Genomic DNA, 12,038 nt, shown 5'->3' with positions numbered 1-12,038 from the left:
AGCAACCGTTATTTTCTCTCTAATGATGTTCAGGATACTCATGCATGGATGATTTAACACTGCGTTATTATGAGGCCGAGATGCGCTATTTGCGCGAGGCCGGTAAAGAATTTACCCGCGCCCATCCGGACCGGGCCGCCATGCTCAATCTGGATAAACCGGGTGCCCGTGATCCCTATGTGGAACGCCTGTTTGAGGGGTTCGCCTTTCTGATGGGGCGGATGCGCGAAAAACTTGATGACGACTTGCCGGAATTGACCGAAGGGTTGGTCAGTCTGCTCTGGCCGCATTACATGCGCACCATACCGTCCCTGGCGATTGTGGAATTAACCCCCGACTGGCATAACCTGCGCCAGGCAGAATCACTGCCGGTAGGGTTTTCGGTGTTGTCCCGCCCGGTGGGACCGCATAAAACCTGCTGTCAGTACCGCACGACCCGGGAAACCGTGCTGCAACCCCTGCATCTGGCCGAGGCCCGGCTGTATAGCGAAACTGACGGGCGTTCAGCTATCCGGCTGCGTTTTGCGTGTCCACAAAAGGTGGACTGGACCAAAGCCGGCATGGATAAAGTCGCCTTCTACCTCAACGCCGACAGCCCGGTAAGTTCTGCCCTGCATCTGGCATTGACCCGCCGGGTGCATGCCATGTACGCCCGTCATGCGGGAATGCGCGCCGAGCGGCGAGCGTTTGACGGCTGGTGTAAACCGATGGGGTTTGACGATCAAGACCGGCTGTGGCCCAAAGCCGAATCAACCTTCAGCGGGTATCAGTTGCTGCTGGAGTATTTCAGTTTTCGGCCAAAGTTTATGTTTGTAGAACTGCACGGGTTGGACCGCATCGGTCTTACCCCAGACAGCACCTGGTTTGACATCGAGATTGTGCTCAGCGAAGCCTGGTCGTCTGACCTGCCATTCGAGACTGACAATTTCCGGTTGCACTGCACCCCCGTCATTAACCTCTTCACCCTGGAAGCCGATCCGCTGACGCTCAACCCGCTGGACAATGAATACCTGCTGCGGCCACTGCGTCTACAGGACGGTCATACCGAAATCTACAGCGTAGACGACATTCACGGCGCGGTGAAAAACGGCAAACACCCGTACGTGCCTTTTAGCAGCTTTCGCCACCGGGGCGGCATGATGCGTCACGACGCACCGGAGCGCTATTACCATACCCGGGTGAAACGGGGCGCATCGGGTCTGTATGACACCTGGCTTATTCTCGGTGGACACTCTTTTGACATCGAGCAGTTGGCACAAAAATCGGAATCGCTTTCCATGCGCATTACCGGCACTAACGGCCAACTTCCCCGCAAGGCGCTGGAAAGCACGCTGCTGGATCGGGTGGTAAAAGCCGGCAAAGTGTCGGTGAAGGTGCTTAATTTATCCGCACCCACCCTGCCGCTTTATCCGCCGGCGAATGACCGTTTTCACTGGCGGGTGATGAGCCACCTGGGCTCAAACTTCCTCAGCATGATGGACAACCCGGACGTGCTGCGAGGCACCCTGGCTTTGTATGACTGGACCGGCGATGAGATGAACCGCCGCCGTCTGGAGGCCATCGTGGCGGTAAAACACACGCTTATCCGCCGTTTTGAACGAGGTTTTATGCTGCGGGGCGTGGATATTGAGGTCACCCTCAACCAGGATAACTTTGCCAATGAAGGCGATGTGAATCTGTTCGGTGAAATGCTGCATCGCTTTTTTGCGCTTTATGCCGACATTCATCTTTTTAACCAGCTCACGCTGGTACTGCAACCCACAGGAAAACGACTGAGATGGCGCGAGAACCACAGTCAGCACGTACCAGGCTGACACAAGCATTAAGCCACGAAATCTGGCGGGTGAACTTTTACCGGTTTTGCCAGTTGCTGGAACAGGCCTCACCCGATTCCCCCTTATTGGGCGCCACCAGCCATCCGGGAAACGATCCGGTGCGTTTTTGTCCCTGGCCCAACATGGGTTTTCCGGTCAGTGAGCTGAAAAAAGTCGAGATCAACGAAGATCACCCGGATTTACCGCCCACCGTGCGCACCACCTTTCTCGGGATGTACGGCGTGGACTCTCCGCTGCCCAGCAGCTATCTGGACGATATTGCCCAGCGCCGGGAGGGATACGAAGCCCAGGCTGCATTTCTTGACATCTTCAGCCACCGGATCACCACCCAGTATTACCGCATCTGGCGAAAATACGCCTACCCGGCCACCTTCGAGACCGGTGGCACCGATGCAACATCGCAGTGTCTGCTGGGTCTGGTGGGGCTCGGGATCCCAGGAACCAGTGAACAGATCGCTACACCGATTTCCCGTTTTTTGGCGCTGCTGGGCACCATGCGTTTGCCCACACGTAATGCCGAAGGGATCCACGCACTGGTCAGCCTGTTGGCACCCGATACCCAGGCCACGGTGACCCCGCATGATCCGGTGAAGATCCAGGTAGCGGCCCGTAGCGGTCTGGGACACCGGAACCGGGTCACACTGTCGCAACGGGCGACGCTGGGCAAAACCGGCAAAGAAGCCAACAGCCGGGTGCAGGTCACGCTGTTCACCGCCAATCCGACGGAGGCCAAGGGCTGGCTCCCGGGCGGGCTGTTACATACTGATCTGCTGGCACTGATGCGGGTCTACCTGGGCTATCGCAGTGATGTGCGCTTGCGTCTTAGTGTACCCGTGCGACTGCTGCCGGAGCCCCGTCTCGGCGCAGGCCGGCGTATTCAGCTCGGACGCACCGCGCTGCTCGGCCTGAAGAACGGAAAACTCAGCAATAACCGGCAATTGTTGACCATCAGCCTGGGCTGCTACCAGGGCCTGGATTGTGCCCCCTTAGCGCCGGCAGCCGAGGGTGACTACCGTTTTGCATAACCCCACTTTCCTCATCAACCCATAAAGGAATTTTGCAATGGCAACAGTAACCGGTGCTCGGGTGCTTGTGCTTACCCTCTGCATCCTGCTTGCAGGCTGCGGTCTGACCCAGACGGTCAAGGATGGCACGGTTAATTTCACCACCGCCCTGTTTTACCAGCAGATAAAAACACTGCATCTGGATTTTTCCCCACGCACGGCGATAAATACCGATGGTGTACAGACACCACTGGCGACCATGGTGCGGGTCTATCAGCTCAAAGACCGTAAACAGCTGGACGCCACCGACTACCAGACCCTGCTGCGCAACGCCGATATGGCACTCAAAGGCGACATTTTGGCAGTTAAATCCGTGCTGGTGATGCCGCAAGGCAGCGTCATGCTGGACGTGCCGATGGATGAAAACACACAGTTTGTGGCGGTAGTGGGATTTTTTAACCGGCCGGATATGCAACAGAACACCTGGCGTGTGGTGCTCAGCCGTAAAGACCTTGACCCGAATACACCGCGCACCGTCGAACTGGGCAATAGTGGATTTATACTGCTGCCGCTAAAGGAGTGAGCTGATGGCAAATGGATTCGCGTTTTTTGACTCTCAATGCCGTTATGTGCTGGACATCAGTAACAGTACAGTCACTGCGGACGTTCTGCGATTTAACGGTCGCGAGGCGTTAAGTTCGCCTTTTTGCTGGCACATCGAGTTCACCACCGACCAGGCCGACATTCCCGTTGAGCAGGTTCTGCTCAAGTATGCCAGCCTGCGGATGCGCAGTGGCAAAACGGTACCAGGTATTATCACCGGGCTGCAGTGGCTTGCCACCTCCGCCGACCAGTCACACTACTGCGTCACCCTGGAATCGCGCCTGGCGCTGCTGTCTCGCAGCCAGGGCTGCGCGGTTTACCAAAACCAATCGGTGCCTGAAGTGGTGGAGCTGGTGCTCCGTGCCCACGGGCTGGAGGGCCCTGACTTTGAGTTTCGCCTCGAACGCACCTACCCCCCGCGTGAGGTGATCACGCAATGGCGGGAAACGGATTTGCAGTTTATTCAACGGCTGTTGTCTGAGGTCGGCATCTGGTTTCGCTCTGAAATACAGGCCGCAACCGAGCAGGAAACGTTGATATTTGCCGACAGCGCGCTTTATTACCAGTTCGATGTGCGTCTTCCCTACTGCGAACCTTGTGGCCTGGACGACGGTGCCGAGCCGTCGGTCTGGGGGGTGCGCACCTGGCACCAGGCGGTCACCGGACGTGTCAGTACCCGTGATTATCACTACCCCAGCGCCGGCACGCCACTCGATGCCAGCGTCAGCGTTCGCCACGATGCGGTCACCATCGGTGAACATGAGCATAATGCACCGCCGTATCAGCGCGCCGGTGATGATACGGACCCGGAGCCGGAAACCGAAAGCGGCGCATTTTATGCCCGACTGCATCACGAACGTGAACTCAATCAATCCGCCCGGGCTCATCTGTTCAGTAACACCTGCAGTCTGCGACCGGGCATGGTGCTGGAGCCGCAGGGAAAGGTGATCCAGGCACTGAAACCCGGTCTGCTCATCACCCTCACCAGTTTCATCGCCGCCCGCGATTCGCGGCTGCATGTCTCGGTGTGGGGCCAGCCCTACACTGAACGCTACGGCTTTCGTCCGCCAGCGATCCCGCGCCCGCAGATCCACGGCACGCTCCCGGCCAGGGTCGAGAGCCGTGAAAAAAACGACCGTTATGCTTGGCTCGATACCACCGGCCGTTACCGGGTCAAACTGGACGTTGACCGCAACGACACCGAACCCGGTTATGCTTACCTGTGGTTACGCATGGCAAAACCGTATACCGGAGCACACGGCGGCTGGCACACCCCGTTGATTGACGGCACGGAGGTGGCGATAGCCTTCAGCAAGGGCGACATCGACCTGCCGTATATCGCCTACGCGCTGCACGACACCGAACACCCGGACCCGGTTAACCGTGATAATCACACCCGCAACCTCCTCAGGACACCGGCCAATTCCACGCTGTGCATGGAGGATCAACGCCAGCAAGAGCACATCACACTCGCCACGGAATTTGGCAAAACCCAGCTGAACACCGGGCATCTGGTGGACGCGGCGGGCAAATTGCGCGGCACCGGTGCCGAACTTCGAACCGACGAACACGGCGCCCTGCGCGCCGCCAAGGGGTTGTTTATCAGCGCCGATGCGCAGCACCAGGCCACCGGCAAGGTGCTGGACAGCGATGCCGCCCTGGAAAACATCGCGCGTCTCCAGCAGCAGCTTCGGCAACTGGAAGCCGCCGCCGTACAGGCCGAGGCGCTACAGGCGGACATCGACCGCCAGCTCACCCTGTATGCCCAGCGGCTAACGTCGTTAAACGAGATGATCCATTTCTCCGCCCCGCAGGGCATGGCGTTTACCAGTGGCGAACATCTGCAGCTCGCCGCCAGTAAAAATGTGGCCATCAATGCCGGTGGCGATATCAGCGTCGGGGTGATGGGCAAGATGACGGCGCTGAGCGGCGAAACCCTGGGGCTGTTTGCGCGCACCGGACCGTTGAGCCTGAAATCAGGTGAAGGCCCGATAGAGATGCAGGCGCAAAACGGTAATATGCGGCTGTTTGCCGAGCAGAAACTCACCATCAGCAGCGAAGATGACCTGCTGTTGGTCGGCAAAAAACGCATCACCCTGATTGGCGGCGGCAGCTACCTGACCCTAGACGCGGGCAAGATCGAATATGGCACCCTGGGCCAGTATCTGCGCAAGGTGGCACGGACCACCACCACGGCTGCGGCATCGCAGCACCCTGATATGCCCTGGCTGGCTGACCCGGTGCACAAAGCGACTGATGCAATAATGCAATATCTGTATCACGACAACACGCCGGTTGTCGGGGCAGCCTTTACCGCGACCCTGGCCGACGGATCAGTGCGAACCGGCAATCTCGACGGCGAGGGTTATCTGTATCTGGAGCATGTTCCGGCAGGCAACATACAGGTTCAGCTTGGCGCGGATGCCCGGCGTTACCAACGCAAAGACATGTCAGATAATCAAAAGTTTACCGGGGCATCAGCGGATGAAACCGCTATTGATGCACTGATAGCCCAACACAGCGGAGGTGTGGCATGAGTACCCCCGGGTTTGCCTGGTTTAAACAAACCAGTCTGGAAACTGGACAATGGATCTGGGGCACGCTTCAGGGATCATTTAATGAGAAGCAAAGCATCGGTCAAATCATTGTTGATGCCGTCATCGGCATGGTCCCGCTGGTCGGTGATGTCACTGCGGTGCGCGATTTACTGGCCGTGTCCATCGGGCTGGCAAAAGACCCCAAAAAACGGGAAAGCACCACCGAATGGGTGTTTCTGGTGATCTTGCTGTTTGCGTTGATCCCGGTGATCGGCGGGCTGATAAAAGGGGTCGGACGACTGGCCTTGCACGTCACGGAAAAAGCCACAAAAAATGCCGAAGTGCTTGGTGATGTGATCGCTGTTCTAAACCGTGTCGGTGAAGGAAATGCAGTTAAGTGGCTGAAAGAAATTAAAATTGTAAAGTACCAAGCTCAACTAATAAAGAAAATGCATGAATTTTGCCATACGGTTATTCTCGCCATTAATCACATTCTGAAAGCCAGGGTTGGCCAGATATTGCCGGAAAAATGGCAATACGGGTTGATTATGGTGCGAGATGGGTTTGCCACCCTGCAATCCTTGGCCACCAAAATGATCCCCAAGGCAGTGAAAGAACTGGATGCAAAACTGCGGGTGCTTCAGGCGCTGGTTTACCAGGGCGAAATTCATACCCTAGCCACCGGTGCGGGGCGGCTAGCGCTGCGGCGGGAGTCCGAAGGGTTTCTTATAGAAGGTCCGTTACGGGAGGCGGTGAAACAGGGCACGCGGTTCCCCAGTATTCATGCTGAAGAAATTCATGAGAACATCCTGCGGCGCAAATATACCAAAACAGGACACCCTGATTTGTTCGCCAGAAACCCAGGTGAAAGCCCCGCATTTGGGGATAAATCAGTATATGTCAATATCGCCTCCTTTAGTGGAGAGATCACCGCCAAAAACGCCCGGGAAATGGCAGGCACCACGATTTTTCGCGCCTTTGGCAATCCAACAGAGTTAGCGCCTGCAGGCTCCAATGCTGCCGGTGGTTTCTGGGGTTTTCAAAAAATTCCCGGCAATGAAGAAGAATGGCGACAGTTGTCAGCAGTACTGGACGAATGGAACGGCAACGGATTTCTGGTGGTGCTTCATCTGCCCGAGGATCTGGCGACCCGAATGCCGGGCACCCATGCCTGGCATGGCAAGATTGCGGAGCAGTTTGGAAATGAAATACCCGCCCAGTATCTGCAAGGCGGCGGTGAGCAAGTGATTATTAATCTCGATCAGAGGCTAACAAAAGAACTGAATCGTATTGGCGACCAGGTGAAAACCACCGGTCACCCGGCGCGTTTGGAATGTAATGGCGTAATAGCCGAGTTTTACCCAACCCACTGGCAGAACGTTAATGGCGTGCATGGCTACACCAAACCACAGGGTATCGAACCGCCGTACGCCACCACCACCCGTAAACTGCATGATGATGAACTGCGCAGCAAGGTGATGAGCAGAAGTGTGGTTAACGCGGCACGAACAGACCACCAGACCACCAGACCACCACCGGGAGTAAATTATGATCATTGAACCCTTGTGCTACCCCATGACCGACGAGCAGGTAAGACGCAAACTGCTCTGGTTATTGCAACGGCTGAGCAGTTACCGCCTATGGCAGCGCAAGCGTGATGCCTGGGCCTTGTTTGCCGAGCAATATGAAGCGGCGCTTAAGACCTGGCCAGAGGATCAATGTGATGGGTTTCATCCGAAAGCTATTATCTGGATTTACGATGCCTTGCGTCTCTATGATCAAGGCTTGCCAGAACTGGCGATGGGTAACCGACAAGTGTGGCAACGTATGACCGGGGAATTTCATCAACTTGCTCGACCGGTTGGTTTAGTGCGTTCGTTTTTTTACCCGCGATGTCATGAACGTTGGTCTCAGGTAGAGGCCTATCCACCTGCGATTCAAACGCTGAATAATCTACGTATTGCGGAAGCCTATCGGGGCGATAACCTGCTTTATCCCCCGCATGATAATGTCGGTAATTTTTATGATGCGGCCTATTTACTGGATCCTGAAAAGTATCGTTGGGAATTCCACATTGAACCTTATCCGGTATTTCCCAAAAACCTACCACCGGTGCCTGAACGTCACGACATCATCATTAAAACCGATGACCCGGTGCCGTGTGACGGTATCTGGGAGCCGGTAAAAATACACTATCACCGTAAATTTCTGGTGGTGCCAACCGAAATACGCGGGTTTACCTGTCTGGGGGCCTTTAATTATTTTATTCGCGGAATGAATGCGCCGCGTCAGGCTTATGTCGACATCCTGTCGCGGGCTGGATTTGACTATCGTGATGTCCACTGGCGACTGGTCTGGCAAGATAACCGCTATTGCGACGGTATTATCCCCGACGAATCAGACTATTTTTTGGCGGAGAACCCGGGTAAACGTATTACCCGCCACAGCGGCGAAGCGTGTCCTCACACCGGGCGCTGGGCCACGCTGGCCGGAGGGCAGCAGCAATTTGCCGAGGTTAAAGCCGGGGCATTGATGCCAAAAGCCACCCAATACCAGAGTGATATGTTCGCCCCAGAAATAGTCATCCCGGCAACCTGGAGCCTGTTGCACCGGGACGATGAGGGCAATGTTTATCTAACAGAGCAAGATCATTAATCTATTCACCGATCAAACGGATCACGCGGTTCGTTTGGAATGTAATGGCGCAATAGCCTGCACGATGATCCGCCCGGATCAGACCACCGCCCTGATCCGTTTCTATTCCCGTAATGTGATTTGCGCATTGGTACAATGCCATGAACAGGAATGGCATTTTTTTCTGTTTCAGGACATCGTGCAATGGTGGGCACCGTCAGGGGAAACGTGGCAGCACGTCACCATTACGCCTTCAAGCGCAGAAAACGCCAGAGATCACGCCATCAGGCTCGATGAGAAAACCTGGCAACAGATTGCGGACAAACCGGAGATCGGCTGTGTATTAGCCCAGTGGCAGAAAATGTCTTCAAGCCAGCATTTTCCTCCATGTGCTCAGCGTGACCAGGTGATTAAAGCACTAAAAAAGGCCCGGGCTGCGGGCATGACCACGGGAGATGATAAAAAAATGTATGCGTTTTATTACCTCGAAGGGGGCAAAACAATACTGGAATCTGCACAACTGCAGGCATCACTGCAACAGGTGGCCCAGGGAACAACCTCGCTGGAACAGATCCTCACGCATTACACCGCCGAATAACACTCGATAATGGAGGAAAAATGGATTTTTTTGACCGACTGGACAGTGTGGATCGGGCGATAAATCGCGGTTATGCCCGCTGGAGCCGATGGATTTGGGCCGGGTTACTGCTGCCGGTGGTGGTGTGGTGCGCATGGTTAGTCTGGGCAGCCATCTGGGGCCCACCGACCGGGCCGGTGACCTTGATTATTCACAGTGACATTGATCGCCCTATTCTCGGATTTAGCGTTAATGGTGTGGCAGGAGCCAATGCCTTTGCCCATGGTGGGGGTAAAGCAACCTGTTGCGGTAGCATCAGTGGCAAGACGGCGAAAGTTATCTGGACATTAAGTATCACTCAAGCTCAATACGATGCAGGACTGCGCCTTGAAACGCGTCGAGTTGACATGCCCATGCCCGAACGAAAATGGGGAGAAAACTATCTCCATGTCTATTTTCTGCCGGGGGATAACGTGCGTTTGTGGTGGGGAACCGGGTTTATTCATCCCAAAACGACAGAAAACGCCAGAGAGCGCGCCATCAGGCTCGAGGGGGAAATCTGGCGGCAAAACGCAGATAACTATGAAGCCAGCTGCGTATTAACCGAGTGGCGGAAGATGCCCGCCAGCCAACATCTGCCTCCCGAGGTTCAGCGTGAGCGGGTGATTAATGCGCTCAACCAAGCCAGGGCGGCGGGCATGACCACGGGAGATGACAAAAAAATGTATGCGTTTTATTACCTCGAAGGGGGCAAAACAATACTGGAATCTGCACAACTGCAGGTATCACTGCAACAGGTGGCCCAGGGAAAAACCTCGCTGGAACAGATCCTCACGCAACACGAGGTCGAATAATGCGCTGGAATGAGAGTCCCCCTCGTTAGGTCTATTTTCTATAGGAAAAAAATGTTCGTTTGTTATGGGGGAACGGTTTAATTCATCCAACCATTGCCGAACGTCCGGATACAACAAACAAACGAACTCACAGGAGTAATAACCATGGATAGTGAAAGTGTTACTGCGGCCAAAAACCGATCTAAACAAGCAGAAGATGCAGGAATGGGAAACTGTTCACGAACCTGGCATGTTGGTTTATTTTTTGATGGGGTTCATCGCAATATTGAACAGGATGCGCCTGAGCAACGACTCAGTAATGTGGCACGCTTATTCAGAGCATATTCCGATGAGAAACAAAATTCGTCCTTAAATAGTTACTCTAAATTTTATTTCTCAGGACTCGGCACACCCTTTAATGAAGACCTGACTGCAAAACTCTATACCATAATGGATGGTGCACAGAGTAGCGCATTGGATGATTTAAAAAACCACCCTGGTGACATTGCCAAAGACGCAGGCAAAACCTATCTAAAAAACGGTGGCAACTGGTGGGAAATAGTAAAAGATTCCGGGAAAAAACTGATTAAACCCGCCGAATGGAAAAAACTGGCGGACGACATGGCAAAAAATGCAGTCAAAAAAACCTTTATCGAAGCAACCCATTGGCTACGTGACCACCCCATCATGGCGGATATGTTAGTCACCGGTGTTGATACCCGCATTATCTCGGCCAAAACCACGTTTAAATAAGCTTTTAACGAAGCAAAAGATCAGAGCCAGGTTCCCATCAAACTGATTTCAATTTCATTATTTGGTTATGATCTTGGTGCGACTCTGGCGCGTAAATTTATCGATTTATTACTCGGCGATATTTGTCAGAAGCAGGGTGATAAATATACCTATCAAGGTATCCCCGTTGATATTATTTTTACCGGCCTATTTGACTGTTCCCGTCATACTCCAGCCACCTGCAACAATGGTGTGGATTGGTTTGTCGCGATGTTCGGTAAGCTGGGCAGCATGATCAGTCCTCTGCTGGGCGATAAATCCATTGATCAACACTCGGCTTTACCCAAGGCGGTGAAAAATGCGCTGCATCTGGTGGCAGCCCATGAAAATCGGGTCTGGCGGAGTATTTACCGTCTGGGCGGGAAGAATGAAAAACATCAGGAAGAGTTGCTGCCCGGTTGTTCTGAGGATGTGGGCGGCGGGTTAAAACCGGATGAACAAAAACCAAGTGCCGAGCTATCCAAAGTGGCGCTACACCGAATGTACCGTGTCGCAACCATGGCGGGTGTCCCTTTTATGGATTTTCGGACGCTTAATAAGACAGATATTAATGTTGCCAGTTACTTCCTTATGCAGGACAGCGTCAAAAAGAAGTCGGTCGCGCACTGGACCACGATTTATCAGCAGGCAGTGCCTTATAAAAAGCTCAGCGTTACCGCGTTAAATTATCATCTCGATAGTTACATCGAATGGTTGGGAAAACAATATTATCAGTACTGCAGTGAATGTATGAAATATCAAAAACAGAGTAGCCAGGTGTTGCTTTTATCCGGCGTGTCAGCGGGATTGGGCATGACACAGCAAGAGCAGCAGACCCTGCGTGAATTTCAGCATGAGCTCCATCTGTTGCAAAAAAACTGGGGCTGGCTGGATGATGTTCATAGCGCCGCGGTAGGCATGCGAAACTGCATGGAAATGCATTCGAGGGACACACGCCGCGACATTGTGCCTCAGGTGTATAAGCCAGCGTTACGCCGGGCAAAAATATTTCTGGAATATGCCCATACGGCTTATCAGGGATTACCCCTGCCCTGTCCTGATGATCATGCACCACCCGAACTGTTTGCCTGGTTTGTTCACGACGTGCAAACCGTCGATCGGGGCGCCCGTATTTCGCAGGATTTCCTTGTGATACGGCCAATGGAAACCCCCTCTGACTAAGGTTAAATCACTTGGCGTCCCCGGACCACATGCCCACCACCACAGGAGTGAATCATGATCAT

General features: G+C 54.1%; 9 protein-coding genes and 1 pseudogene. All 10 read left to right on the top strand.

Going from position 1 to position 12,038, the window contains the following annotated elements; all coding sequences use genetic code 11:
- The first annotated feature begins 44 nt into the window (after window positions 1–44).
- Window positions 45–1,814 carry a type VI secretion system baseplate subunit TssF gene (tssF, locus tag SJI19_RS06445; RefSeq protein ID WP_323477441.1) on the top strand — a complete coding sequence of 590 codons (1,770 nt, stop codon included), beginning with the start codon at window positions 45–47 and terminating at the stop codon, window positions 1,812–1,814.
- Window positions 1,778–2,860 (top strand): type VI secretion system baseplate subunit TssG, encoded by a 1,083-nt coding sequence (tssG, locus tag SJI19_RS06440; RefSeq protein ID WP_323477440.1) that lies wholly within the window; start codon window positions 1,778–1,780, stop codon window positions 2,858–2,860. The genes tssF and tssG overlap by 37 nt, the downstream gene beginning before the upstream one ends.
- A gap of 37 nt (window positions 2,861–2,897) precedes the next feature.
- Entirely contained in the window at window positions 2,898–3,422 is a 525-nt protein-coding gene (gene tssJ, locus SJI19_RS06435; RefSeq protein WP_323477439.1) for a type VI secretion system lipoprotein TssJ, read from the top strand.
- Between the two features lie 4 nt (window positions 3,423–3,426).
- Complete coding sequence (locus SJI19_RS06430; RefSeq protein WP_323477438.1) at window positions 3,427–5,979, top strand: type VI secretion system tip protein VgrG; 2,553 nt, start codon at window positions 3,427–3,429, stop codon at window positions 5,977–5,979.
- Window positions 5,976–7,538 (top strand): hypothetical protein, encoded by a 1,563-nt coding sequence (locus SJI19_RS06425; RefSeq protein WP_323477437.1) that lies wholly within the window; start codon window positions 5,976–5,978, stop codon window positions 7,536–7,538. The genes SJI19_RS06430 and SJI19_RS06425 overlap by 4 nt, the downstream gene beginning before the upstream one ends.
- Window positions 7,528–8,634: an Imm72 family immunity protein gene (locus tag SJI19_RS06420; protein ID WP_323477436.1), complete on the top strand. Its 1,107-nt coding sequence runs from the start codon at window positions 7,528–7,530 to the stop codon at window positions 8,632–8,634. Before SJI19_RS06425 ends, SJI19_RS06420 begins: the two co-directional genes overlap by 11 nt.
- Window positions 8,635–8,698: 64 nt before the next feature.
- Window positions 8,699–9,211: a hypothetical protein gene (locus SJI19_RS06415; protein WP_323477435.1), complete on the top strand. Its 513-nt coding sequence runs from the start codon at window positions 8,699–8,701 to the stop codon at window positions 9,209–9,211.
- Window positions 9,212–9,231: 20 nt separating this feature from the next.
- Window positions 9,232–9,699, top strand: a pseudogene (locus SJI19_RS06410) (DUF3304 domain-containing protein); the annotation flags it as partial.
- Between the two features lie 489 nt (window positions 9,700–10,188).
- On the top strand, window positions 10,189–10,776 hold the full coding sequence (locus SJI19_RS06405; protein ID WP_323477434.1) for a hypothetical protein: 588 nt from the start codon (window positions 10,189–10,191) through the stop codon (window positions 10,774–10,776).
- A 231-nt stretch (window positions 10,777–11,007) separates the two neighbouring features.
- Window positions 11,008–11,976, top strand: a complete 969-nt coding sequence (locus SJI19_RS06400) for a hypothetical protein (protein WP_416347514.1) — start codon at window positions 11,008–11,010, stop codon at window positions 11,974–11,976.
- Window positions 11,977–12,038 lie beyond the last annotated feature (62 nt).

It is taken from the genome of Acerihabitans sp. TG2, assembly GCF_035013185.1.
Lineage (GTDB): Bacteria > Pseudomonadota > Gammaproteobacteria > Enterobacterales > Enterobacteriaceae > Acerihabitans.
Note: the sequence above shows the minus strand (reverse complement) of the source record. Positions and strands in the feature narration are given on the sequence as shown.